This window comes from Leptospira hartskeerlii (genome assembly GCF_002811475.1).
Lineage (GTDB): Bacteria > Spirochaetota > Leptospiria > Leptospirales > Leptospiraceae > Leptospira_B > Leptospira_B hartskeerlii.
Genome location: NZ_NPDL01000003.1, coordinates 376,915 through 403,516, shown reverse-complemented (window position 1 = coordinate 403,516; position 26,602 = coordinate 376,915). Strand labels below are relative to the sequence as shown.

Genomic DNA, 26,602 nt, shown 5'->3' with positions numbered 1-26,602 from the left:
AAAAATTATCTTCCGTATTTCGCGGTCAATTTTCCTTCCGCAAGTTTTAGTGAGTTAATATAAAATCCGACTAACGCACCAGAAGCTTCTCCATCCAAATCGATCTTATCCTTTAAAGCAAATACCTTGAAGATATAACGATGAGGTTTATCTCCTTTAGGAGGGCAAGGACCGCCGTATCCAGGCTTACCGAAATCAGTTCTACCTTGGACAGCACCTGCAGGAAGAGGTCCCTTATCATTTCCAGCCTTAGCAGGAAGACTTGTGACAGTTGCTGGAATATTAATTACAGTCCAATGCCACCAGCCGCTTCCGGTGGGAGCATCCGGATCGTATGCTGTTACGGCAAAAAATTTAGTTTCTTTAGGAACGCCTGACCATTGTAAGTCGGGAGAGTTATTTTCTCCGGAACATCCAAATCCTGAAAACACATGAGTATTGGTGATTGTTCCGCCTTCTTTAAGCGCGGAGCTGGTGACCTTTAGGTCCCCGGCAAACGCAGATCCAGCAAAGAATAAAACACAAAGTAACATACCGTTTTGAAACGATAGAAATCTCTTCATAAAACCTCCGAGTTCTTAGTGATGCAGAATAACACCGGAAGTCTAACTATGCATTCGAAATTTATTAAAAAAGTGGTCTTATGTTCGGACCCGATCAAGGATTGTGCCGTTCCGATCACGATTGGCTTCTCTTCGTAGCATTGTGGGAGAATGTCCGAATCTATCTCGGAATCGGACCGCAAATCTGGAAGCGGAATCATATCCTGCTTCTCTTGCGATCTCTCCAATGGTTCTATCCGTTGACTGTAATAGAGCAAGAGCCAATGACATTCTAACATCGATCAGTATTTCTGAAAAAGAAGAAAGTTCGGATGAAAGTCTTCTTCTTAAAGTAGCCTCACTCATTTCAAGAAGATTCGCAATTTCCACGGCGGACCAGTCTCTTGCTGGATTTGCAATCAAGAAAGATCTGACCTTCATCGAAATATTTTCGGGAGAAGATACTTTGAACTTTCTTCCATATTCTCCGAGCCAGATCAATATCTCTGTCGCCCTATGGATCGCTACTTGATCGGAGATTAATTTGTCAGTGGTGATAGATTCGGCTGCGAGACGGAACGCATCCGAAAATCCGGAAGTTATATTAGGGAAAATGAATGCTGGGTCTATATCTTTCAGATCAGGAATGTTCGGCTTGTAATTTCGGATCACGTTTGGATGGAATGCGATCCAGGCCGCCTCGAATTCTCCATGATCCGGTCTATTGATCACATCGAATGCTTGGTTTCCTGCAATCGCGACAGCTTCTCCTGATTTGATATCCAATTCCAGACCATTCTGTTTTAGGCTTTTGATCCCTTTTTTGACGAATACCAAAGTGGGTAGATCGGTCGCTACTCTGGAAAGGTACAATTCCCTTTTTTGGATCACTGTGGCCGAGAGTCCGACCCCTTCTCTCGATATAATGAAACGTTTCATAAGCTATAGTTTCCAAGTTTGTTGTTAGACTGTCTCTTACGAAATAACCGAGGTGGATTTTGTTTTATTTGTCTATTCTAACCCAAAAATTGGATTTTAAGTCAATAAAGCATATTGAATTTCTGCTTGGCTGAAGCGCCTGGATCAGGCTGAATTTTACTCTTCACTTTCTTGTATTTTAAGATACTCTATAAGTAAATAGAATCTCTTCGTAGATAATTTCTTTCATCATTTGCAAAAAGAATAAAAAAGTAGTTCCCAATTTTATTACTTATCGAATACCAACAGGAACGAATGTTTTGATCTATATTCATATATTTAATTTGTTTAATATACTTATAACAAGTTAAAATATATTAAACAGGACCATTTCGACATCTGAATCCTCTTATCCGTTTTTAAACGATAGATAAATGTAAAGGATCGAACATTCAGCTAATCAGGAGTTTTTAATATGGCTGAAAATAGCATTCCGCAACATTCTTTGGGAGATAACGCAGCTCGCAAACTTGCAAATACAACTAAAACACAAGCACAGTATGATTTAATCACTCCTCGTTGGTTAGTTCGTTTATTGGATTGGAAACCTTTAGAATCCGGAACCTTGAGAGTGAATAGAGTGAAAGACAATAGCTCCGTCGAAGTTCTTTGCGGACAGAAAGATGAACAACCGCTTCCGGAAACTTTCGTAGACTATGAGGAAAAACCTAGAGAATATACATTGAGTGCGATATCCACAGTATTGGATGTTCATACTAGAGTTTCTGACTTATTTAGCAATCCTCACGATCAGATCCAAGAACAACTTAGACTTACTATCGAAAGTGTTAAAGAGCGCCAAGAGAACGAGTTAATCAATAACGAAGATTATGGTTTATTGAAGAATGTTCCTAAAAAACAACGGATCCAAACTAGAAAGGGAGCTCCCACTCCGGACGATCTGGATGAGTTGATTTCTAAAGTTTGGAAAGAACCTTCTTTCTTCTTAGCGCATCCATTGGCAGTAGCCGCTTTCGGTAGAGAATGTACTCGCAGAGGAGTTCCACCGGCTACAGTATCTCTTTTCGGAGCACAGTTCTTAACTTGGAGAGGACTTCCTATCATTCCTACTGATAAACTTTTGGTAGGAGGAGAGATTGCACCTAAGGCTCCTGGTGGGATAACCAATATTCTTCTTTTAAGAGTGGGTGAAAAGAAGCAAGGTGTGATTGGATTATACCAACCAGGTTTACCTGGGGAACAAACTCCAGGACTTTCTGTTCGTTTTATGGGGATCAATCGTTCTGCAATCGGTTCTTATTTGATCTCTCTCTATTGCTCTGCTGCTGTTCTGACCGATGATGCGATCGCCGTTTTAGAAAACGTGGATGTAGGCAATTATTATGAGTACAAGTGATTTCTTTCCGGAATTGCCTGGAGAATTTTCGAATTGGAGGGATTCTCCTCCCGTGGATCCTAACTTGATCGCAGAATGGTCTAAGAAACTTTTTGGATCGTTGCCAAGTGGATCTAACGTAGACGAATTAGTTCTTTCTTCTTCCAAAATCCCAAACGAGATGCCTATGGAAAGCCAGGGAATTATTTCCCAGCCGGAATCCGCTTCTATCGGAAATTCTGCATTTTCCTTTTTGGATGAATTTAGATCTTTCGATTCCGAAGCACAGAATATCCAAATTTCTGATCCATTCACCTTCAGTCCAAGCCTGGTTCCTTCCGTAGACATTTCTTCCGGGAATTTTGATCTGAGCTACGCCAGAAAAGATTTTCCAATACTAGAAGAGAAGGTAAACGGAAGAAATTTAGTTTGGTTGGATAATGCAGCTACCACTCATAAACCTCAGGCTGTAATTGATAGACTTTCTTACTTTTACAAACACGAGAATTCCAATATTCATAGGGGAGCGCATACTCTAGCAGCAAGAGCGACTGACGCGTATGAAGCTGCAAGGGAGAAGGTGAAGGGTTTCTTAAATTCTTCTTCGACCGAGGAGATCGTATTTGTTAGAGGTGCTACGGAAGCGATCAATCTTGTCGCCCAAACCTGGGGAAGACAGAACATAGGAAAAGATGACGAGATACTCATCTCTTGGCTGGAACATCATGCTAATATTGTTCCTTGGCAGATGTTATGCTCAGAGAAGGGAGCCAAATTAAAAGTAATCCCCGTAGACGAAACAGGACAGATTATCTTAAGTGAGTATCAAAGATTATTAACGCCTAAGACTCGTATAGTTGCATTTACACAAGTTTCAAATGCATTGGGAACTGTTACACCTGCGGATACAATGATCGAAATGGCTCATAAGCAAGGAGCCAAAGTTTTATTGGATGGTGCGCAAGCAGTGTCTCATATGCCTGTGGATGTACAAGCATTGGATTGCGATTTTTATGTGTTCTCCGGTCATAAGGTATTTGCACCAACTGGAATCGGAGTTTTATTCGGTAAGAAGGAAATTTTAGATCAAATGACTCCATGGCAGGGCGGTGGAAATATGATCCAAGATGTTACCTTTGAAAGAACAGTTTATCAACCGGCTCCTTTCCGTTTCGAAGCGGGCACCGGTAATATCGCGGATGCAGTAGGTTTAGGCGCGGCTATCGATTATCTAAACAAATTCGGAATGGTACGTATCGCAGAATATGAACATTCTCTTTTGGAATATGGAACTAAGGAATTAAAAAAAGTTCCCGGCTTGAAGATGATCGGAACTGCACCGGATAAAGCCGGGGTATTATCTTTCGTATTAGACGGTTTTAAAACGGAAGATGTAGGAAGATATTTAGCTCAAGAAGGAATTGCTGTCAGATCAGGACATCACTGCGCTCAGCCTATTTTGAGAAGATTCGGATTGGAAAGTACTGTCAGGCCTTCTTTAGCATTTTATAATACTTGCGAAGATATAGACGCTCTTATCCGGGCCTTATATGATTTGAAAGCAGGCAGGACTTCCGGCCCTCTATGAGGATTGGATATTGAAATCAGTGGCCAGTCAATATTCTTCAGATGGAAAAATCGATCACATTGTCCAGCTCTTTGGAATTTCTGACTCGGATCTCGTTTTTCTGATACACAACTGAATAAGGCGGAACACTTTGAGTGAGCCAGGTATTTCCTCCTATGATACTATTTCTTCCAATTACTGTATCTCCGCCTAGTATTGTGGCTCCCGCATAAATAATCGTATTTTCTTCAATTGTTGGATGTCTTTTGATACTTGCTAGATCTTTGCTGACAGAGAGGGCTCCTAAAGTAACTCCTTGGTAAATTTTAACATTATCCGCAATTTCTGAAGTCCCGCCGATCACGATGCCGGTACCATGATCCATAAAGAATGATTTTCCTATCTTTGCTCCGGGATGTATATCTATACCTGTTTTTTCGTGAGCATATTCACTTAACATTCTTGGAAAGATCGGAATTTTCAAACGATGTAGTACGTGAGCAACTCTATGAACTGCGATTGCATAAAAACCTGAGTAGGCAAGTATCACTTCTTTTACACTTTCTGCAGCAGGATCTCCTTCATAAGCGGCGATTGCATCTTTCCAGATTAGATCATAAAGGATCGGTAATTCTTTTTTGAATTCGGAGAGCACCCAATTAATTTCAGGGCCGTTCGATGCAACTATATAAGGTTGTAACTTCTTCTTTGCATCTAAAAGAAAACGAGAGATACTATCTTCTACCTGGGTTTGGTCTCTAAAGTTTAGATCTGAGAAAAATCCCGCAAAAAGAATATCGAATAACTCTTGGATGAATTGTCCTGCGACCTGTCTTCCGCCATAACGATGTGGATCTTCATTCTGTTTTTTGAATATAGAATCCAGAAAGTTGAGGTATGTATCTTCCAAGCTTGGATCGATTTTGGGCGAGCCGTTTGTTTCCTGGATTCCCATGATATTCTCCTAATAGATCCTTTTACAGAGCAAAATCTGTTATAATAGATGAAACTAAATTTTATTTCTATAAAATCCATAATTATTTTAATATATTAAATATAATTCTGTTTTAATTGTATATTTGATGTGTTCTATTTAATAATATGGGATAGTTGCCTAATATATTCTATCCTTTTGAGAAATTGGATTCGTTTTATTGGATTTTTTAGGTGCTATGGTAGAAATTTTCGGAAAGGCTTTTCCTATCAGGGTTCTGGGAGGATCAGAGATGCAGAGAGGTTTTGTCCGAAATAGGTATTCAGTTTTTATAATATTCTTACTATTCCTTTTTGGTAGCGGAGAAGTTTTGGCGGTCGATGGACTATACTTCAATGCGATCAATTCGAGATATTTGGGTCTTGCCGGAGCGGGTTACGCGCTTGGAGGTTCTCCTGTGGATGTGGCTTTGAATCCGGCAAATTTGTCCTTGGTCAAAGGTAAAAAATTAGAATTCGGTTTGGGTGCTTCTATTATTCAAAACAGATATAGGGACCGTTTCCAAGATCCAAATCCAGAGCTTGTATATGAGAATGATAAATCGACTAACGTGGTTGGCCCTGGCCCTTATATCGCATTTAAACTTCCAGTTACTGAAACTATCAATTATGGTGTCACATTCTATGTTCCAGGAGGGGCTTCGGGGGGAGTTGATAAGATTACAAGAAATACCCCCACTGGAGAATCGGTGAACCAATGGGCGGATATTAATTTGCCTGGGCCTCTTGGAAATTCAAAACAGATCAAGGAATCTAATTCAAATACGTTTGCAGTCTTTAAATTAGTAAACGGACTCTCGGTCAAGTTCGGGAATTTATCTTTGGGTGGAAGCGTTGAACTTGCCTACGGAACTCAAAAATTGAATCAAAAATATTATGATGTTACTGGTAATATTGAGATCCCTGGCCAAGGTTATTATTATGAGAGTTCCAAAAACGCTTTCGCCTTAGGAGGAATTTTAGGAGCCAATTATTCTTTTTCAGATTCTTTCCGGATTGCGTATGCATACCAATCTCATGTAGGAATTCCTCTAAATGGCGGATACACTGTCGGAACAAACGATCCGAATTACTATCGTAAGACTGGGGTTTCTTATACGTTCGATCTTCCTGAAAAACATGTATTAGGTCTGGCATTTGGACCTGAAAATCTGAAATTCGCATTGGATTTCGTGTATACCAACTATGGTTCTTATTTAAGAAAAGCAAACCAGACCTTGGAAGATCCGTGGCTTCCTACTCCTTTAGGAAAGACAGGTTCTGCCGATGCCCATTTGAATTTTAGAGACCAATGGGCGGTCATTTTGGGGGTTGAGTATAAGGCCTCTCCTTCTTGGATACTGAGGGGAGGATATTCTTATAATTCTCCATTAGTAAAAAGTAATGCTTTAGGTGGAACAACGGGCGGATTTTTCTCTCTTACGGATGTTGTTTCTGCTGGTTTAAGTTATTTGTTCGATAGTTGGAGCTTAGATCTGGCGGTAAGTTATAATATTCCTAGAAAAACGATCGAAGGTGGAAAGGGAACTGATTGGGATCTTTCTCATGCAGTAGGAAGTGTGGGTAACGCGAATTTAACAGGTTACTCTTATAATGCAAGAGCAGCAATTCCATCCTTCAGCATTGGAGCAGTAAAAACTTTTGATTGATATAATAAGTCAATAGAAGCCGGTTTTTCCGGCTTTTTAATGAAAGGTAAAGCTGATCTGGACTTATTGATCCTTTCTAAAGAAGAATTTAAGTCCTTAAAGTTTCTTCGGCTTAGTAGACGAAATTTCTTAGCTGCTGGAATACCGAACCGGAGTGTGCCCTTACATACAGAGCGTAACTGCTAGTTAATATACTCAGAACAAGCGGTAGAAATTTGAAAAACTTATTTTTCGCAAACGAGAACAGGATAAACGCAGGAAATACTCCTACGATCGGTATTAACGATCCTATAAATAGGAAAAGATAAAATACCCAAAAGGAGGCGATTTCTTCCTCTTCCGGTTTTCCCGTTCTGTACTTGATTGGTTTCTGGGGCTGAGCTCTTGAATGAATCACGACGCCGCCCGGTTGGGTTCTCATTCGGTACTTTTGGTCCGACTTCTGGCTTCTATTATCCATTTCTTAAGTGTAGATCTTTTTGAGTAAAGGAGCAACTTGATTCGGTATATTTCCGAAATAAATAGAATATTCTAAAAATCGAAATCTAACCGAATTCGAAGAAATCGAATGAAAATGAATATTTAAGCATTAAAAACAATTCATAAGGTTTGAATTCCTACTAAAACGTAAGTTCTCGTATCTTCTCAAAAAAGTTCTTTCTGTATTACTAAGATCCGCTTACTTTTTTACGCATGTCAGATCTTCCATTGATTACGAATATCCACGAAGTTGCGGGCGGTAAAATTTTTCAGATCACTATGAATCGACCTGAGGTTCATAATGCAGTGAATAAGGAGATGGCAGATCTGTTTGTGGAGGCGTGGAAAACTTTCCAGAAAGATCCGGAACTTACCGTGGCTGTTTTGCATGGAGCAGGCGATAAGGCATTTTGCTCCGGGGCAGATCTTTCCGGTTTGGATAAAATGGCTAATTTATATCTAAACAAAGTAGAAAGGGAAGAATATGCGAAGAATGATCCTGGCCCGTTGGGAGGATCAAGGATTGTTCAAAAAAAACCTGTGATCACTGTATCTCACGGTTATACATATGCAGGTGGTTTGGAATTATTTTGTCATGGCCATATTCGTATCGCAGAACCTCAGGCAATCTTTTCTGTTGCTTGTAGAAGATGGGGAGTTCCTCTAGTAGACGGAGGCACTGTATATCTTCCAAGATTACTTGGTTGGGGATCTGCATTACCATTGATACTCACTGGACAAAGGATCCGTGCAGAGAGGGCCTACCAACTAGGCTTAGTATGGGAACTTGTCAAAAAAGGAAAAGGTTTAGAAAGGGCATTTTCTTATGCGACGCAACTTTGCAAGCAACCTAGAGATGCAATGTTTGCAGATCTGAATTCCGCTTTGGAAGGTTGGAATCTACCTATACAAGAAGCATTAACCGTAGAGGCCAGAAATACTTTTCCAGTAATGGAAAGCAAAAGCACCAAAGAAGGTGTAAAACGTTTCTTAGATGGAGATCGTTTTTGGTTTCGTTAAAATAAAACAAGTTCGGACATTCCCTATTTCCAAAATTGTATTGTTGGTTCCGAATAATACTGATCTAATCCTAAAACCATTGCGGTTCCTTATCAGTCGGATATTGTTTGAAAAAATCTATCTGCCATAATATGGAGAATGTTTATGCGAACTAAAAATAGGATTTTGATCTTACTCTTATTTCTATCTTCACTCGGCTTTGTAAATTGTGATGCGTATAACGATTTATACGGGACCGGAGGAGATGATAAGAGTGATAAGAAAAATTGCAGTGCAGCAGCTGCATTGTATTTAACCTGCTCTAACGAAAACCCAGGATATGCAAATACCGCATGTTCTTCCCAATATCTATTGGCCGTTGCTGCTTGCGGTTACGGTGGGGGAAGTGGAGGAGGAGGCGGGGGAGGTTACTAAACCTTCTCCCCAATATAAAAAAGCGGATCGGCTATTGTTCGATCCGCATGTATATTTTATTTTTGTTCGGAAAGAATTTCTACATTCCATTCTTTTAAATTAGCTAATACAAAATTCAAAAGTGTTTCCTGGGCTTTTCTGGAATCTTTAGTGTCGATCTGAGGACCAAACTTCATATGGATCTTTCTCTCCCTATAAAGGCTACCTAGATCCTTCCAGATCCTACCATTCTCCCAAAAATCGGTTTTGATCGCAAAAGGAACTACAGGAACCCCGGCTCTGGAAGCAAGTTTAACCGCGATAGAATTAAATTCTGCAGGATTAAATGTCCTTGTCCTTGTGCTTTGAGGAAACACCACGATGGAAATTCCTTTTTTCAGAAGATTTACGCCTTCTTCCAATACTTTTACTAGATCTTCTCTCGGATTATCGCGTCCTACTGCGATCGGATCCCTACTTCTCATGATAGGACCGAAGTAACCCTTTATTAAACTTTCTTTAACTACGTAGGTCACCCTTCTATGAGGCACTAAAAAATAAGAAAAAACGAAAGTTTCGAGAACACTCATATGGTTACCGGCAAAAACCACTGGTCCCTTGGGAGAAACAACATTCTCTAAATTTTCTATTTGGAATTTTCCCTCACAACCTTCTATCAAGTCTAAGATCCCGCCTGATAATTCTATCCAACGAGGATCGAAAAATTTTCCTTTCAGAGCATTCTGTCTTGCGATTATGATTTGGCGGAAATATCCGTACAAAAAAGTAAGATCGGAGCCGAATAAGATTCGATCTAAGAGCCATCTTCTTCTGTTGTGAGGAGTGACATATCTCAAGCTCACTCCCTCTCTTAGTTCGATCCTACGACCCAATTCTTCCTTGGTTAAGTCATAGATCCCGGTTTTTAGGGCTGAATCCGGGATCTTAACTATAGGTGATGTGATCTTATCATGAATGGATTCTGTTAAACTCACTCTAGGTTCCTTTTAGAAGCGAAAGAATGACGAACATATTAATTTTCCCCGAATTCTTTTCCAGCTAATAAAAGGTTTTTTAAGATCTATTGTGCAGAGCACCGTTACAAAAATTTTAGGGAGTGGATCACCAATACACTTCTAAAAAAGGCCTTTCTACTTTGCGTTTCTGTTCGAAATCAAGGATCTCTTTTGCATTTTTCAGAGTGATATCAATATCATCCCAGCCGTTTCGGATCCGATTTACGGAGGCGGAATCCAAATGAAAGAAGAATGTTTTATCTCCCGCTTGCACTTCTGAATTTTCCAGATTGATCCTAATAGGGTTTCCTGGATTTTTAGAAACCCATTCATTTAGATAAGAGATCTCTTCTTCTTTCAAACGAATGAGCGCAATTCCGTTCTTTGCAGAATTAATTGAGAAAATATCCGCAAAAGAAGGAGCCAAAATCGCTCTGAATCCGAAATCTGAAAGCGCCCAAGGAGCATGTTCCCGACTGGAGCCGCAGCCGAAATTTTTTCCTGCCACAAGAACACTTGCATTCTTAAATCCATCTTGGTTCAAAATGAATTCAGGATTTGGAATGTTTCCTTCTAGGTCGGAATATCTCCAATCGTGAAATAGATGTTTTCCAAAACCTTTCTTATCGATCAATTTCATAAATTGTTTAGGAAGGATTTGGTCTGTGTCAATATCCTCTCTTGGGATAGAGATCGGAACTCCAGTATGTATCGTCCAAATTTTAGGGTTCATGCCAATTTCCTCACATCTGAAAATTTTCCGGTAACCGCAGCGGCCGCCGCCATGGAAGGACTTACTAAATGAGTTCTTCCTCCTCTGCCTTGTCTTCCTTCAAAATTACGGTTAGAAGTAGAAGCGCATCTTTCTCCTGGTTTTAATACATCATCGTTCATCGCAAGGCAAAGGGAACAACCAGGCTCTCTCCATTCAAATCCTGCCTCTTTGAAAATTATATCCAACCCCTCGGATTCCGCCTGACGTTTTACGGAACCGGAACCTGGCACAACCAATGCCTGGACTCCGGGATGGACTTTTTTACCTTTGGCAACTTCTGCTGCGGATCTCAAGTCTTCTATCCTTGAATTCGTGCAAGATCCTATGAATACCTTGTCAATTTTGATCTCGGAGATCGGAGTTCCCGGTTTTAAACCCATATATTCCAAAGCGTTCCAAGCTGTTTCTTTAGCTCGGGTGTCTTGGAATTCCTCGGGATTCGGAACAACGCCTCCGATCGATAAAGACTGAGAAGGATTGATCCCCCAAGTAACCTGAGGTTCTATTTTAGAAATATCTAATTCTATAATCTCATCAAATACTGCGTCTTTATCCGTGAAGAATGTTTTCCAATATTCTACCGCTTGGTCGAAAGTTTTTCCTTTCGGGATCAGCTTTCTATCTTTCAAATAATCGAATGTGATTTGATCCGGTGCGATTAAGCTTGCTCTTGCTCCGGCTTCGATGCTCATATTACAAAGAGTCATTCGACCTTCCATGGAAAGTGACTCTATCCATTCTCCCTTGTATTCCATGGTGAATCCTCTTCCACCTGAGGTGCCTATCTTAGAGATAAGTTCTAAGACCACGTCTTTGGCTGTGATCCCAAAACCGGGTTTGCCAATAAAACGTACTAACATAGATTTTGTTTTGGCCTGTTTTAAAGTTTGTGTCGCAAGCACATGTTCTACTTCGCTTGTTCCGATCCCGAAGGCCAATGCACCGAATGCTCCATGAGTTGCAGTATGAGAATCTCCGCATACAATTACGGAACCTGGGATGGTAAATCCTAACTCAGGACCCAATACATGCACGATTCCTTGATCTGGATCTTCCGGACCGAAAAGACGTATGCCGAAGTCTGCACAGTTTTTTTCCATCGTATCGATTTGTAATCTGGAGACAGGTCCCGCAGCATCTCTGTTCTTACGATCTCTTGTGGAAACATTATGGTCCACCACTCCGAAAGTGAGATCTGTCCTTCTTATACTTCTATTCTTATTCCTTAAGCCTTCGAACGCTTGGGCAGAAGTCACTTCATGAAGAATATGACGATCTACATATAAAATGGACTCTGAGTCCGAATTTTCGGTGATCCGATGACTTTCCCAAATTTTGTCGTATAGAGTTTGTCCCATATTTCCCTCTTACTAAGAAGGTATCAAATTTACTAATATAATGCAAATAAATTGGTTTTATAAAATATATAACTAAAAGTTATATGTAGTTATGGAATTCAGGCAGATCGTTTATTTTCTGGAAATTTCGGAATCAGGCACATTCCAAAAGGCAGCGTCTCGTTTGGGATTAACACAGCCTGCGCTTTCCAAACAGATCTATCTTTTGGAAAAAGAATTAGGTGTAAGCGTTTTGGAAAGAGGAGGAAGGTCGGTTAGGCTCACCCATGAAGGCGAAAAATTTTACCAATATTCTATCCGAATGAAAGAATTATGGGAAGAGATACGAGAAGCTTTTTCCAAGGAGAATGAACTAAAAGGAAATTATTCCATCTCGGCAGGTGGAACAGTCTCTGCTTGGATCTTGCCTCAGATCTTAAAGGAGATCCTAAAAAAAAGACCGGGACTTTCTCTTTCGGTAAGAGAAGGAGATGCCGGAGAAACTAAAGACGCAGTTTTAAAAGGAGAAGTGGACCTGGGGATTCTTACCGGCCCGATCTCCGAATCTAGCCTGAATGTTCTGGAGTTTCTTTCCGATCGGATCTTTCCGGTAGCGTCCAAGGACCATTCCATTTTTCTAAAAAAGAAAATACGAATAGAAGATCTGAAAAAACAATCTTTCGTACTATTCCATCCGGGATCTGCGCTTAGGAAAGCGGTGGAGAAGAGGATAAAATCATTCTCCAAAGAATTCGGACCTAAGATAGCAATGGAACTTAGGAGTGTAGAATCAGTTATCAAGTCCTTGGAAGCTGGGCTTGGGATCGGATTTTTATCCGAGTATTCTATAGGTCCTAATCTCAAAAAAATAAAATTCGAAGAATGGAATACGGAGAGGAAATTCTATCTTTGTTATCGTAAAAAATCTGGACCGGGGCTCGCATTACTTGCCGAAGAAATTTTAAGATCCGCTAAAGAATGGGGATCGGAGAGAGGACCTTCTTCCCTTTGAAAGGAAGAAGGTCGTAAATTTTATTTTACTCCGGTCTTATGTAAGAAGTCTAAAACCTCTTTTTTGACCTTCTCCTTATCGGAGAATACATGTTTAGAAGTTAATACATGGCTTCCTTCTTCAATTTTAGCCTTTGTATTCAGTGGATTGGGATTATCTCCTCCGATCTGATCAAAACCTTTCAGCATTGCGTCGACGCTTGCCGTTTTGTCTTGATGTTCCTTGTCCTTATAATAATATACTAATAGAGTAGGGACCTTGATCTTCTCGAAACTATGTTGGCTGAGAACAAATTTGGTTGCGTTACTTACATGTTGGATCGCGGATAAATACTGGTCCTTATACCAATGTTCGTAATAATGTTCTCCAATCCCGTCGTCCGCCGTTTTAGGAGGAGACTTTCTGATCTTCCCTTGGATAATTTCTCCAAATGTCATTCCTCCCGGATAAAAGAATATTTTACCCAAGGGAACCGCAAAATCGAAAAATGGGGAGAATAATACCAGGTCCTTGATCTTATCCGGATATTTTCCGGCCAAATAAACGGAGATCAAACCGCCCATACTGGTTCCCATCAGTATAGTTTGATTTCCTAATTTATCCATCATTAATAGACTTTCTTCCGCCACACGAAGATACTCCGTGAAAGGAGTATCTCTATGATCTTCGTTGTTTGTTCCATGACCGGGAAGTCTTAAGTAGTAAGTATTCGCCTTGAGAGAGGCGGAAATTTTATCTACAGTCTCTTCTCCTTCTGCGCGGGACGCGCCGAAACCATGTATGTAAAGAATTGCATATTCCGTTTTACCGGGAGAGTAGCGGATCAGTTTTTCTTCCGAGCCTGGTCTACCGTGGAGTGATTTGGTTTCTTCTAATTTACTTTTATAAAACGAGTCGAAACTTTGAGTTAAGTCCGCTTTGGGATGGAATTCGTATTTGGGAAATGTAGCGTAATAGATCCCCAAATAGGCGATAAGCACTGCACCTAGGCCGATCGAAACCCGTTTGAATATTTTTTTCATCCTTTTCTCCGTGTTTTGCGGATTGCATGAGCAACGAAAAGGATATTAGGAACCCTTTATTTTGAGGCAAGGACTTTACGCCCGCTTTTTCTTTTCAGAATCCAATTGGAATAGCACATCGGAAAGATGGAATTCGCCCAGTTTTGCTTCGAGAGCGGATTGAGCTTCTTGGAAAATTCCGGTCAAAGTAGTTTGTATCTTTTTACCAACAGGGCATTTCGGATTCGGCTTGTCATGAATCGAGAATAAGGGGGCTTCCGTTTCCACTGCCTTATAGATCTGCAAAAGTTGGATCTCCTCTGGAGATCTGGCAAGTTTTGCCCCGGCCACTCCTTGTTTGGAAACAACGAGACCAGCCTTTTTTAGTTTTCCCAGGATGTTTCGGACTACAACCGGATTGGTCCCTATACTATCCGCCATAATTTGAGAAGAACTGGCTTCTTCTCCATCCCTGTCGATCAAGGAAAGAATATGGATCGCTATAGAATATCTGCTTGGAATCGACATCTTTCCTCCGTAGTTGATAATGGACGATACGATTGGATTCGCCAATCATTTTTCAGACGACTGAAAATCTTGAGAACTTCTCCAGAGAGGGAATAAAAAACAAATTCGAGCTTATTTTTTCGTTTTCCCCTGGTTTAAGAAATATATTTCTGATTTCTGCAATTTCTCGGAGGCATCCTATGTTCACTAAATATTCGACTCTATTATTAGGAGCATTGTTCTTTTTTCACTGCGGTAAAAAATTGCCTGTTTCCATGATCACAGCCACTTCCATGGATAGTGGGCTTCCATTCGAGATCTTGGACGGAAAAAAATGGAGACCGGAAGAAGGTGCCAAATTCGTTAAACTTCATTTTTATCCGGACGAGACCTTCTTATTATCAAAAATAGAAATAGAATCCTGCAATGGAGACTTTTCGGATCCTATTACTGCCTATATTAATTTTGATGAATATAGTCAGGATTTGTCCACCGGATCGACTGCTGCCGTATCCTTCGATGCACCTAAAAGCACTCGTTCAGTCACTTTTAACTTTCATAGAAATACAAATCTATGCGTGCAAAAAGTAAACTTTTACGACGACAAAGGTTCCAAAATGAAATGGAAGGGACCAAAAGTTGTAGAAGCTTCCGTGACTGCATCCGAAACTGCTAAGCCGAATCTTTCTTATGATGTGATGAATTTATTCGATTCCAGATATGAATATGCTTGGGCTTCCGATAAAAAAGGTCCGGGAGTTGTGCTGGATTTTGATTTTAAGGAAACTCAAAAAATAAAATCTATCAAGATCTGGAATGGTTACCAAAGATCCGACAGACATTGCCAGACAAATGGAAGATTAAAAACGGCAACGATCACTGGAGATAACGGCTTTGAAGAAAAGATAGAAGTGGGGGATATCATGGGACCTCAGACTATCCAATTCTCCAAAACCTTCGAAGGCAAAAAATTAAAACTTAAAGTAGATTCTATTTATACTGGAAAAGATTATAAAGGTCTCGTTATCAGCGAGATCCGTTTTTCAGACGGAGACGATTGGATCCTACCGAATCCGATGGAACAAGTTAAGAAGATCGCTAAAAATAACTTTTTCCAATTCACTGCAGCTAACGTAGATAACGTTCTGAACTGGAGTTATGTAGGAGGAGAATATACTGGAGATATTCCTACTTCCGCAAATGTAAGTGTGGAACAACCTGCTCAACCAGCGGAAGCTCCGGCAGACGGAACTACAGGAGAAGAGCAAACTCCAGAATCCGGTCTTATCTCTTCTAATTGGACTTTAAGATTGAGATCCGACGGAAGCCTTTTTTTTGAAGGGAATACGACTGAGGCAGATGGATCCGGGCAGATCAATAAGAGTTTCTTCGCATTAGGAAATTATGAAGTAAAAGAAGCAAAGCCTGACGGTTTAAAACTTCGTATATTCGGTCTTGTGCGCAAAATGAGCCAAAGAGAGTACAATGAAGATTATTACGGCGGGGATTGCAATGGTTGCGGAAGGGACTGTAATAATAGTGAAGATTCGGAGAATGGAGAGAAAATTTTTCAAGAACAGATACTTCTTCGTAAATCCGGAAATAAACTTTTCATAAAAAACGAAAACCCAGGAAAAGTTTTTCAGTTTGCAACTTTGGAATTGGTTCAGGAATAAACTTTGTTTAAGAGAGTAACCCTTCTACTTTTCGTTTTGAGTATTCTATCTTGCGAAAAGGAAAAAAGTTCTGATCCTTCTTTTTCCCTGAATCTATCCGGGAAAAAGGGGGGAGTTCCAGTTCACATAGATTGGATCTATAAGGGTTTTCCCGGGGAGATGAAAATTTATGAACTGGCTTCCCAGAGGCCGGTTCAACTCTGGGATACCAATACTGTTTCAGATTTGAATTTGGCTCCGGTTTCTAATTTGATAGAAGGTTCAAAATTAGTTTTGGGTCCTGGAGAAACTCGCAAGTTTGCATTGGTATATAAGAACGAAACAAAAGAGAAGTTATACTTCTTTGCGGCTCCTCACTCAGTTAATCCCCCTGAATTCGGTTTTGGTTTTAAATTTAAATGTCTTTGTGTGAATCATTTATTCCAGGTGGATCCTGGCGCCGTTTGGTACAGGATCGTAGAAATACGCACAATGCCGAATTGGATTAGTGACCCGTTTCAGATCGTGCATACATTGGTGAGAGTGGATCCGGCTCAGGCAAAAGAATGGAGTAATACAGGATCACATTCCCATTCTGATGAATGACTATTGCTGAGTTGGAGTGGCTGCAGGGTCCGGTTTTACGCAAACTAAAACTTTATTTTCCAGATAACATTCAGTTTCTGTTCCGTCTTTCTTTGTGTAAGGTCCAGGATTAGAATTGCTCGAGTCTGTAAATTCAGTTACTAAAATACTTCCGTCGGTAAATGTAACTTTGCCGGAACCTTTGATAATACCTTTTGCGAAATTTCCTCGGATCACTGTTCCGTTGGAGTAGAAATACATTCCATCTCCTTCTTTCAGATCGTTTACATAAATTCCTTCGAACTTATCTCCGTTTTTGTAGGTGAATTTACCTTTACCTTCTCTCATTCCGCTACTGAACCCACCCGTGTATATATCTCCAGTGGAATACACATAGGTACCGGTGCCGTTTTCACAGTTGCCTGATTCGCAACGACCGTCTTCAGTTTCTTGGTCCGGACTGAAAGATCTATTGGAAGCAGAGTTTGCACCTTCTGATCTGGATGCAGGAGCGCTGGAAGATTCGGAAGAATCCTTGGTCTCCGTGGAAGAACAATTGAATATTATGAAAAATGCGAAAATGGAACAGGTAACTGAGAAAATTCTAACCATAGTAAAATTTTTCCCCCTAAACTTAGTTTCGTCAATTAAGATTTCACTGTAATAATTCTCTGACTGGCATCCCCTGCCGGTTGATAAAATCGGGGAGTTTGTTTTTGATCCCTAGAAATACCAGATAGTAGATTTTACGCAAAACCGGATGAAACGAGATTTTGTCGCGTAGACGATAGCGGCTTCTATTCCTCAAAAATAATTTCAGTAGAAATCCTATCAAAGGGGAAGGTTTGGACTTGGATGCCTGGAACTGGAAACGAAAAGTTTTAGGATATTTCCTATGGTATTCTTTTGAGAGTCTTTTGGATTCGGCTAATAAAGCTGGATTTTCGGAATAGAGTAGTTTTCTTGCGTTTAGAATAAGCCGAAATGTCTTTTTCTGGAATTGGAAATCGTAAGGTAGATCCAGTTTTTCAGAGATCTTTTTCATACGAGAAAGTTTGGAGAATGCTTCCTCACCTAATCTCAGTGATTCTTTTGGATCCGGATTTAGAATGGAATATAAGAACCGGAATGGATCGGAAACTGTGATCTTATCCCAGGTAATATGAAGTATGGGTGGGATACGAACACGATGTAAATAAAAACTTTGTATGGCAAATCCAGGATCATACAAAAGATTCAGGATCAATTCTTCACTTAAGCGTAAAAATTCTAAAAATAGATCCGCATTCTTTTTGCCGTAGAATTTAAGAAGTATATCTTCTAAACTTCTTTCCGGTTTTGTAAATAACTGAACGGAAACGAATGTATTCAATTCATTCCAATAAGAAGAACGTTTTAAAAAAGTGATATTCTTGAATGATGACCAGCCTCCTGTTTGAGTCCAGACACTGATCCCTACAATATTAGCTTTTCCTAAAAGTTCGGATCTATATTTTTCATACATCCATCCTACGAAGCTTGGATATTCTCCGAAACCTTCATATTCTCTTCTTGCCTGTAATTCTAAAAGTTTGGGTTTATCGTCTTCGAAAAATAAAGGATTGATCGGAAGATATCTAAAAAAGTCACCTTCCCCGTATTTAAAGGAAATAATAAGGGATTTGCTTTGTATATCTTGGAATACCTTGTGATATGTCTTTGGATTCCAGATTAGATCTCCTATGTCATAAGCTCCTAAGGTCCAAGTGCGGAATATCAAGATTTTATTATGTTTTTCAAAAATAGGTAGGATTTCCTTCAGAAATGAATTAGCCTGTTTCGGAGTTTTAAGGAGAAGTTTACTTCTGAAATCTCCTGTAACATCTACTCCGTCAGATTCACCGATACGGAGCACTATTCCGGAAATTTCTGCAAAATTGGAAAATAGATCTTCTAAAGATTCTTTAAAAAGTTGGACGATCTTGTCGAGATTTCCGTCAGTATGCGCCAGAATAGAATCATTGATAGAGAAAAAATCACTCGTGATAAATACTTTTAAATCTTGGGAAGAAGCGATCTTGAATAATTTCTTATACTTTTTGCGGTAGGATGAGATCTTACGCTTTAGATCCTCCGGATAAAAATCTCTTTCGGAAAGGTAACAAAGTTCGTCCAGACTAATCGCATTAAATCCTAATTTAGAAATTCTTTTAGCGTATTTGTAAAAGGATTCTCTGATCCTTTTATGTTTTTTCTTAGAAGGGAGGGAAGATTTTTCCAAATGAGCCAATGGTGCTTTGGACCAATTCAGATGTTTTTCTTTGGATTCCAGGAAGAAAGGAGCAGATCCGTCTACAAGAGAGAGCATTCTTCTATTCCGTTTTTTTTCTGTATCTAAAAGATTCGAGGGCGGCGGCAAATAGGATCAGCGCTCCACCTATGAATTCTTCTTTTCTGGGAACTTCTTGCAAAATTGCCCAGGCAAGAATGGCAGAATATACAGGTTGCACAGTGGATAATAATCCCGCTGTTTTGACTTTCATTTTGAACACAGACTTGATATAGAATGTATGTCCTACCGCTGTGAAGAATACTCCTAACAGAATGACTAGTCCCCAATCCTTGGGAGTGATAAATAGATCTTCAAAGAATAAGACAGGACTTAAAACAATACATGTAACAGCAGTTTGATGGAATATCACTTGTGTGGATCCATGACCGGAAAGATATTTTTTAGTGAGAATGTTTCTGAACGCCATTGCCCAGGCAGAGGAAAGTCCAAGTCCCACACCCAGAAGATATTTGTTTTCAAGATCGAAACTTGGAACTAAGATCCACATTCCAAAAAGAACTAGAACTGCAAGTCCCAGATCCAGACTTCTGATCTTAGAAGGGAAGAATAAAGGTTCAAGTAATACTGTCCAGACTGGATGAGTGAATAGGGTAAGCACTGCCACTGCGATAGTAGCTTCTTGTGCGGATGCAAAGAAAGTAACCCAGTGAAATGCGAGAAGCACTCCTAAAGAAAAGGAGATCCAATTTTCTCTTTTAGTAGGAAAGAAGAACGGTCTCTTTCTGAACCAAAGAACGAAACCCAATAGACTAGCGGCGAATAATGTTCTTCCCCAGGTGATTAAAGAAGGTGAATACGAAAGAACCTGAGCAAACAAAACGTTTCCACTAATTATAATTTGGGAAACTTGAAATTCAAGATAGGTCCTAAGTCTGTTTTCCTGCATATTGCAGGACTAATTTCAGATGCCTATTCGGAACGGAAAGGAATTACTTTTGCTTTATAAATGATTTCTATGATTTGTAATAATCTAGAAATGAAGAAGGACTCAGGTTTTCACCCGAGTCCAATATCCAAGAAGAATATATTCTTTACGCCGCAGCTAAGGTTTCCTTTTCTCCCAAACGATTCGCCCTGAAAATACTTCCGAAATCGTTAAATCTGATCCCGTAACGTTTCATTGCAGGGTGAACAAAAGGAGCGACCGCTTGCCTGAGATAAAAAGGCTGGTTCACTACAAAGTGATGGATCCCATGAGTGCTTCCAAAATTAAAACAGAATAGATGAAGAGGGAATAAGAACCAACGATCCAAAACTTGGGTTTGGTCATGAAGTCCCTTTACATCCCCGTAATAATGCATATTGGAAGAAACAATCTGGATACTTGTTTGTCTGATCCAATTTGGAATTGTATAAACCACTGCTGAAATATTCAGAAAATGTCGGACAGTATCCAACCAAGCAGGGATTTCTACAGGATTTCCTAATAATTCGTTTCCGATATAGAAAAGATTTATGAATAAAAAATTGTACCAGAGATGAAAATAGATCACAAGGTAAGGCCAACTGGAACGAGTGATCTCACTTCTTTTAAATTTCGGAGCTTCTCTACGTAGGATATGTGATTGAAATAAGAAAGACATATTCCCGTCCATCATGGTGATAAAACGTTTTAATCCGAACTTCATTCCATTTCCGATCAGACGTTCTTCTATATCTTCTTTATGACCTGAAACCTTATGGTGAAGAGTATGGATCATTCTTCTGTACCAAGGACTGACAGTGTTTCCGCGAAAGATCCATACAGTCCAAAACATGAAGTTTTGGATCTTTAGATTATCTTTATAATATAAATTATGAATTAAGTCGTGTTCGACTTCATGTAGAATTGAGGCGAGCACAGCGTTTGCTACGATACATGTCCAAGCAGGAATCATCCCCGCCATATAAAGCCCCGCAAATAAAATCATCCCCGCAGCGGAACCCAAGGTGATCGCAAGACCTAACTCGTCTTGGTGTTTTAAAAATTCAAATTTGCCACGAAGTTTTTTGTCCCGGAATCGGATCCATTTCATGATCTTCTTACTCTTTTCCTTTTGGGACAATCTAGTATAAAGTTTAGTTGGAACTTGGACGGTCGGTCTTTCTGTAATTGCGATCATCGGTTTCCTCCGTTTTTGTTTTCGGTTATCCATATCTTACGGAAATTTTTGGAAAGAGTCGTCTCAATTGATCGAATGCAACCGTGTATTTGTCCCAATCTATAAATTTTTACCGGTTAATAGAAGAGATACCGGTTAGTTTGGCCTCAAATTAATTAGCTTCCTCTGAATTCGGAAGGAGTTTTGCCTGTATGCTTTTGGAATGCTCTATGAAAGGAGGACTTGGTGGCAAATCCAACTTCGAATGCTATGTCCAAAATAGATCTCTCCGGTTCTTTTTGGAGAAGTTCGCATGCTTCTCGGATCCTATAATCATTTACAAAAGCGGAAAAATTTTTTCCAAGCTCTTGGTTAATCAGTTCTGAAACCTGGTGAGTGGAAAGTGCAAGTTCGTCTGCGAGATCTGCGAGTCCCAATTTCTCATCTCTATATAATTTTTCTTTTTCCATCAGTTGGGTTAAGCTGTCTCTGAGTGCATGTCTATTTACTCCGGAGAGTAGAGAACGTGCATATTTTTGTCTGGTGGCTTGGCTCACTTCTTGGAATGCCTGGAAGAATTCCGGGCGTTTGTGTCCGATTAGATATGCGAGACAAAGGCTTATCCCCATCATTGAGGAGCAGGCGAGAAGGAAAATGGGTGACTTGCTAGATAGGTAAACCGCACCGAATCCAAGATTCAAGAATGTGGAAATTACCATGAATGCCAAGATCCTAGCAGTCCATTCTTCTTGTAGTATCTCCCACCGTAGAAGGTCCGAACTTCCTTTTAAGATCAGAAAAATATAAAAGATCAGGATCAAGATCGGGGAAGAAAGTAAGACCTCTCCCTCATTCCATCCAGTTTCTCTTAAGAAAATGGAAATTTTTTCCAAGATCCAATCTTGGGGAAGAAGTAGCACTGCCAGAAAATATGCAGCCCATACTAGGCAAGGCAGAATTAGATGTTTCTGCTCTAATCCCAAATAAGAGATTTCTTCCGAATCTCTATCCTGGCTTACGTTATGGATCCCAAATAGGATCGGGCCTACGGATGCGATCAGTGGGAATTGGATAAGAGAGATCCTGGGAAATTCTACATATAAACCGGAAACTAAGAGTAAAAAGCTCCCTTGTATCAGGCCCAAAATCAGGAAAATCAGGGCCAAAAGCCTGTTTAGAGCTGACTTTTTCTCCATAACAAGCTGCCCAAGAGACATTAGAATTCCTAGCGCAGTCCCGAACTGGGTGATTGCCCAAAGGATTTGGAACCAAATCTCCGGGTTGTAGTAACTATGACTTCCCATTCCGACTGGAGACATTGAAAACTCTGACTAAGTTGTCAAGGATTCCCTTTGCGATTTGAGGCCACTTGAACTGAGGTGAATTTTGTAGGCACTTCTACAAGTTAGAACGAAATCTAGAATAAATTATACAAAACACTTGTTATTTAAAATCTATCTCCTAAGGGATAGAACGGTAATTTCGTTTTTCGTAATATAGTTTTAATTCGAATGGACAAAATGGAAGTCTCAAAAGATAGATTGAGACTTCCAATCGGAAAGACCTATATTGAATAACAATTGTTATTTTAAAAAGAGCACAAAATCACCCGGAAACTTTTTATAGAGTCTCGCTTATTTTTTTTCAAATGCGCCGGAAATATAAGCCTGATATAAGCCTACTTTATGTAGCGATCGCTATGCTGTCCACACTTGGAAAGAAACTGTTAGGATAAGCTAATAGATATGAATATAAAGAAAGCACACATTCTTTTCTCGCTGTGTTTGGCTCTGGGGATGGGCTGTCAGGCAGGCGGTGAAAAATCAAGCGCGGATACTTTTTACGATAACGTAGATTATAAAGGAATTCGCCTTTTTAATTTGTTTGATGATTATCCTTCTATCAAATCTGGTTTCCAAAGTTTAGAACCTATTCATTTTAATCTTAAATTAGAATCGTCCATGAGTATCCCTTACAGAGAGGATATCGTGGGATTCCTAAGAGTTTCCGGAGATCTTCTTCTGAAACCGGAAGCTCATGTGCGTCAGTCTCTGATCAGAGTTCATTCTCTCTTAGATCGTATAGAGAAAGCTCCGAATAACGCGTTCGATGTTCTCCAACCGTGGTTGGAGGCATTGCGCACTTATCGTAAACCTGTACTTCGTAATATGGCACCACTTAGCCAGACTGCTTTGAAGTACATGTACACAAATTATTCCAAAGAAACCATGGAAACCAAGTTCAAAGAGATTTCTGCCGTATTAAAAGATCCTGAAATTCGGATCCTTTTCGTAGAATTGGAAGATGTGCTGGATAAGGCGATCAACCAAAACGCGAATGCAAAGCAGGCAATCGTAGGACTTTTACAAGGAATGGTAGATCCTTCTCTTATCTCCGATAGAGTGATGAAAGAGAAAATGATCCAGATTATCTCCGCTCTTGGAAAATCTTTCCGCCAAAGAGCCGGTTTCAGCGACGCAAAGTCTTCCGAGACTGTTTTGAAAAACCTAGTAGTTAATTTAGAAAAATTTTATACTGCGGGTGGATCTATTTATTCCGACCCTGCCTTTGCGGATTACAGAGATACAACGTATCCTACTGAGTTCGCTTCCGTAATGACGGAGTCATTTCGTTATCTGAGACCAATGCTTGGAAGAGGAGGGAATTATACTTCGGATCCTAACGTTATTCTTTCCTTGGAGATGGCTAAAAATTTCGCCAAGTTCGATTTCGCCTCTAGTATTACCGGCGTAGATAATTCTCTTCGCGAATTGATCCGTATGGATGCTTCCGGATTGGATAGAGCTAATCCTGCGAATGTCACAAGTAGCCCTATCACCGCATTAGAATCCTTGATGTTCATTCTAACTTTATCCGATACTTATGGGTTCCGTTGGGAAAATCCTGCAGACACTTCTATTATGAGATTGGAGCCAAATGGTTCAGGTAACGGCGGTCCTATGACCGGCGGAGTTCTCACTGTGGGAGATAGTATTTATTCCATGAGATCCGCAATGACAGGGAGCATCGGGATCAAGTCCTTTATGAACCAAAGTTCAGTAGATGGTGCGGTATTTAAGAATGCTGATGCGAGCACTCCTACTGCACTTTCTATCGGGATCAATACTCCTACTTTGACACTATTAGAATCTCCGGACATGGCGATTATTCCTGCAGCTAACGATCCTGTTTATACAAAAACAATTCCGTTCATCATGAAATTGATCCGCACTGTTTTAATCTCAGGCGGAGGACCTTACTATAATAAAAACCGTGTAGATTCAGGTGGGAATATCCTCACTCTGGATGGAAAAATTTATAGAGATTCAACCGGAGTAGACCTGATCTATAAAGAATCTTGGAATACTTCTGAATATAGAATTAAAGTTTCTAATACCGCAAGCGGTTCTTGCACCGGCGGGACGATTTGTAAATGGGTAGGCCCAGGCGGTCGAGAAACGGATGCAGTGATCGCCAATAATTCTTTCACTCCAGTCGCTGCAGGGGCAAACGCTTCCGGTGCAAAAGGGTGGAGTATTCCTGTTTGGGAAATTCCAAAAGATAATGCTACTGAAAGAGCAGTGAATACTGACGAAGAAGCGATCTACAAGAACTTCCAGTGGCTTCTTCATGAAAAACGAATGGTAGCTGTGATCCCTCTTCGGGCTTCTTTGGGTGCCGGAGTTCCATACAAGATGGCCGCTTTTGTGACCTTAATTGCAAACGGTATGACTGGCTTAATGAATGCAAGACCAGTTCTGCAAGATGGATCTACCTGTGCAGATCGTATCAATGCGATCTGGAAGATTAAAAACACTTTTATAAAACCAGGTTGCGCAAGTTCTACTCAGCCTAATTTCAGACAACCTGGAGTCCCGATTCTGCAAGAGAACTACTCTGATATTCCTGGAGATAGTATGTTCTATCTGGAAGCTTGGGATTACGGAACGAGCGGTTCCAATTCTTTGACTTTCAACAGTTTAGGTGATGCTTCCGTTTATAGTATTTTTTATCCGAGCCCTGAAGACTCTTATGGAGTAATTCCTCAGGTGATTGCGGCTAACTTTGCAGTCATGGAAAGACTTTCTTTCTTAACTACCGAAAAGGTTCTTCCTTCCGGACCAAATGTGGCTCTTTACGGAAAAACTGTAGAAGAATCTTGGGGACAGCGAAACAAACTTCTTCCTTTGATACTTTCTCTTGCATGGACCTTGGACGACCAAGCAAGTCCAAGCTTGAACAAGAATCCATTCCAGATCTTGACTGGACTCAGTGCTGCTTTGACTAGACCACTTCTCTCAAGGATCACAGATCCTGAGCCGAATAGCGGTGGAAGAACGATCGATGTTGTAAAGATCGTGAACTCTGACTCTAGTGTAAGAAGTAACTCCGCTACTGAAGGCGAATATTTCTTCCGCTATATCGATCCGGTTTCCAGTAAACCGGTACGTTCTCCGCTTTCTATTCTCGCAGAGAATGAAAGAAGATACCAAGACGGACTATTGAACCTAATGTCCAGAACGGACCTTCTGTCTACATTCGTTCAAATGCTTGCAGAGATGGGGAAACCGGAACGAGCAAGTGGCGCACTTCTTACATTCCAATCCATCGCGGATTTGATCGGAGAAGTAAAACTTTCGAACGAAAGTCCTACTGCAGTTCAATTCAACTTAGAAACATACTTGGGAGAAGTTAGAGATATGCTTGCGGCATTCCCTGACTCCCGTGTTGCAAATATCTATGATCCTGAGTGGGACAGGTTAGGAAATTGGGCAGTTCGTCTAAGGGATTATTTCGATCCGGATTCCGTTTATAGTTTGATCCCTACCTTGGATTTCTCTATGGACATGATCATAGACAATATTCCTACCAACGCTCAGTTGACAGGGATCGTGGATCTTCTGGGCGGACTTACTCGTGATCAGTCAAGCACTCAAGATTACTTAATTACGAATTTATTAAGTGTTGATACGGCGGATCTTGCGCAAGTCTCCGCTCCTTACGGAAGAAGCACTGTAGGAGTGTTGATGGGCATCGTTAAGAACGGCGAATTTTACTCTTATTTAGAAGCGGATATGAGAAGTCCGTATTCACTTAAATCCATATTCAAGGACGCCAAAAGACTTTTGATGTCGGATATGATACAAACACAAAGAGAAGACGAAAGCTCACTGATCTATACGGCAGGAGTGTTGATGGGTATTTTTGCGGATCTTGCTTCCACGGGTAAAAAACAATTCCCGGACGGATTCGTATTTTACGACAGATTTAACGCAGATGAAAACTCTGACACCTATTGGGATAGGTTTGTTACGGTGTTCACCCGGTGAGAATAATGAAGAG

Annotated in this window: 22 protein-coding genes; 9 read left to right on the top strand and 13 right to left on the bottom strand. The window is 40.3% G+C overall.

What is annotated here, in order from left to right; all coding sequences use genetic code 11:
* Positions 1 to 5 precede the first annotated feature (5 nt).
* A complete protein-coding gene (locus tag CH352_RS07275) occupies positions 6 to 563 on the bottom strand; it encodes a YbhB/YbcL family Raf kinase inhibitor-like protein (protein WP_100706151.1) in 558 nt (185 codons plus the stop codon).
* Between the two features lie 78 nt (positions 564 to 641).
* Complete coding sequence (locus tag CH352_RS07270) at positions 642 to 1,481, bottom strand: helix-turn-helix transcriptional regulator (RefSeq protein WP_100706150.1); 840 nt, start codon at positions 1,479 to 1,481, stop codon at positions 642 to 644.
* Between the two features lie 454 nt (positions 1,482 to 1,935).
* On the opposite strand from CH352_RS07270, the gene CH352_RS07265 reads away from it, so the two are divergent.
* Positions 1,936 to 2,877, top strand: coding sequence for a family 2A encapsulin nanocompartment shell protein (locus CH352_RS07265; protein WP_100706149.1), 942 nt, complete (start codon positions 1,936 to 1,938; stop codon positions 2,875 to 2,877).
* Positions 2,864 to 4,444, top strand: coding sequence for a family 2A encapsulin nanocompartment cargo protein cysteine desulfurase (locus CH352_RS07260; protein ID WP_100706148.1), 1,581 nt, complete (start codon positions 2,864 to 2,866; stop codon positions 4,442 to 4,444). Before CH352_RS07265 ends, CH352_RS07260 begins: the two co-directional genes overlap by 14 nt.
* 37 nt (positions 4,445 to 4,481) lie before the next feature.
* On the opposite strand, the gene epsC is transcribed toward CH352_RS07260, so the two are convergent.
* The gene (epsC, locus tag CH352_RS07255; protein WP_100706147.1) at positions 4,482 to 5,378 is read right to left on the bottom strand and encodes a serine O-acetyltransferase EpsC; all 897 of its coding nucleotides are present in this window, start codon (positions 5,376 to 5,378) and stop codon (positions 4,482 to 4,484) included.
* A 271-nt stretch (positions 5,379 to 5,649) separates the two neighbouring features.
* Between epsC and CH352_RS07250 the strand changes: the two genes are divergently transcribed.
* From CH352_RS07250 to CH352_RS07235, 3 genes are all read left to right on the top strand, one after another.
* Positions 5,650 to 7,065, top strand: coding sequence for an OmpP1/FadL family transporter (locus CH352_RS07250; RefSeq protein WP_100706259.1), 1,416 nt, complete (start codon positions 5,650 to 5,652; stop codon positions 7,063 to 7,065).
* A gap of 693 nt (positions 7,066 to 7,758) precedes the next feature.
* On the top strand, positions 7,759 to 8,565 hold the full coding sequence (locus CH352_RS07240; protein WP_100706145.1) for an enoyl-CoA hydratase-related protein: 807 nt from the start codon (positions 7,759 to 7,761) through the stop codon (positions 8,563 to 8,565).
* A 144-nt stretch (positions 8,566 to 8,709) separates the two neighbouring features.
* Entirely contained in the window at positions 8,710 to 8,979 is a 270-nt protein-coding gene (locus CH352_RS07235; RefSeq protein WP_100706144.1) for a hypothetical protein, read from the top strand.
* Positions 8,980 to 9,035: 56 nt separating this feature from the next.
* On the opposite strand, the gene CH352_RS07230 is transcribed toward CH352_RS07235, so the two are convergent.
* The 3 genes from CH352_RS07230 to leuC all read right to left on the bottom strand — a co-directional run bounded on the left by CH352_RS07230 (position 9,036) and on the right by leuC (position 12,107).
* Complete coding sequence (locus CH352_RS07230) at positions 9,036 to 9,953, bottom strand: lysophospholipid acyltransferase family protein (RefSeq protein WP_100706143.1); 918 nt, start codon at positions 9,951 to 9,953, stop codon at positions 9,036 to 9,038.
* Between the two features lie 127 nt (positions 9,954 to 10,080).
* Positions 10,081 to 10,707, bottom strand: coding sequence for a 3-isopropylmalate dehydratase small subunit (gene leuD, locus CH352_RS07225; RefSeq protein ID WP_100706142.1), 627 nt, complete (start codon positions 10,705 to 10,707; stop codon positions 10,081 to 10,083).
* Positions 10,704 to 12,107: a 3-isopropylmalate dehydratase large subunit gene (gene leuC / locus CH352_RS07220; protein ID WP_100706141.1), complete on the bottom strand. Its 1,404-nt coding sequence runs from the start codon at positions 12,105 to 12,107 to the stop codon at positions 10,704 to 10,706. The genes leuD and leuC overlap by 4 nt, the downstream gene beginning before the upstream one ends.
* A 91-nt stretch (positions 12,108 to 12,198) precedes the next feature.
* Here leuC and CH352_RS07215 point away from each other — a divergent pair, with 91 nt between their 5' ends.
* Entirely contained in the window at positions 12,199 to 13,098 is a 900-nt protein-coding gene (locus CH352_RS07215; RefSeq protein ID WP_100706140.1) for a LysR family transcriptional regulator, read from the top strand.
* Positions 13,099 to 13,118: 20 nt separating this feature from the next.
* On the opposite strand, the gene CH352_RS07210 is transcribed toward CH352_RS07215, so the two are convergent.
* Together CH352_RS07210 and CH352_RS07205 are read right to left on the bottom strand one after the other, a co-directional pair.
* Positions 13,119 to 14,120: an alpha/beta hydrolase gene (locus CH352_RS07210; RefSeq protein WP_100706139.1), complete on the bottom strand. Its 1,002-nt coding sequence runs from the start codon at positions 14,118 to 14,120 to the stop codon at positions 13,119 to 13,121.
* A 75-nt stretch (positions 14,121 to 14,195) separates the two neighbouring features.
* A complete protein-coding gene (locus CH352_RS07205) occupies positions 14,196 to 14,627 on the bottom strand; it encodes an Rrf2 family transcriptional regulator (protein WP_100706138.1) in 432 nt (143 codons plus the stop codon).
* Positions 14,628 to 14,806: 179 nt separating this feature from the next.
* Here CH352_RS07205 and CH352_RS07200 point away from each other — a divergent pair, with 179 nt between their 5' ends.
* Complete coding sequence (locus CH352_RS07200) at positions 14,807 to 16,282, top strand: discoidin domain-containing protein (protein WP_100706258.1); 1,476 nt, start codon at positions 14,807 to 14,809, stop codon at positions 16,280 to 16,282.
* A gap of 3 nt (positions 16,283 to 16,285) precedes the next feature.
* On the top strand, positions 16,286 to 16,867 hold the full coding sequence (gene lsa20 / locus CH352_RS07195) for an LIC11469 family lipoprotein adhesin Lsa20 (protein WP_100706137.1): 582 nt from the start codon (positions 16,286 to 16,288) through the stop codon (positions 16,865 to 16,867).
* On the opposite strand, the gene CH352_RS07190 is transcribed toward lsa20, so the two are convergent.
* The 5 genes from CH352_RS07190 to CH352_RS07170 all read right to left on the bottom strand — a co-directional run bounded on the left by CH352_RS07190 (position 16,868) and on the right by CH352_RS07170 (position 22,578).
* Positions 16,868 to 17,458: an MORN repeat-containing protein gene (locus tag CH352_RS07190; protein ID WP_100706136.1), complete on the bottom strand. Its 591-nt coding sequence runs from the start codon at positions 17,456 to 17,458 to the stop codon at positions 16,868 to 16,870. It abuts the gene before it with no gap.
* A gap of 43 nt (positions 17,459 to 17,501) precedes the next feature.
* Positions 17,502 to 19,193 (bottom strand): glycosyl hydrolase family 67, encoded by a 1,692-nt coding sequence (locus CH352_RS07185; RefSeq protein ID WP_100706135.1) that lies wholly within the window; start codon positions 19,191 to 19,193, stop codon positions 17,502 to 17,504.
* Between the two features lie 4 nt (positions 19,194 to 19,197).
* A complete protein-coding gene (locus tag CH352_RS07180) occupies positions 19,198 to 20,064 on the bottom strand; it encodes a DMT family transporter (protein ID WP_100706134.1) in 867 nt (288 codons plus the stop codon).
* A 145-nt stretch (positions 20,065 to 20,209) separates the two neighbouring features.
* Entirely contained in the window at positions 20,210 to 21,280 is a 1,071-nt protein-coding gene (locus CH352_RS07175) for a fatty acid desaturase (RefSeq protein WP_100706133.1), read from the bottom strand.
* 155 nt (positions 21,281 to 21,435) lie between these two features.
* Complete coding sequence (locus CH352_RS07170; protein ID WP_100706132.1) at positions 21,436 to 22,578, bottom strand: helix-turn-helix domain-containing protein; 1,143 nt, start codon at positions 22,576 to 22,578, stop codon at positions 21,436 to 21,438.
* A gap of 426 nt (positions 22,579 to 23,004) precedes the next feature.
* Between CH352_RS07170 and CH352_RS07165 the strand changes: the two genes are divergently transcribed.
* Complete coding sequence (locus CH352_RS07165) at positions 23,005 to 26,589, top strand: hypothetical protein (RefSeq protein ID WP_100706131.1); 3,585 nt, start codon at positions 23,005 to 23,007, stop codon at positions 26,587 to 26,589.
* The last annotated feature ends 13 nt before the right edge of the window (positions 26,590 to 26,602 follow it).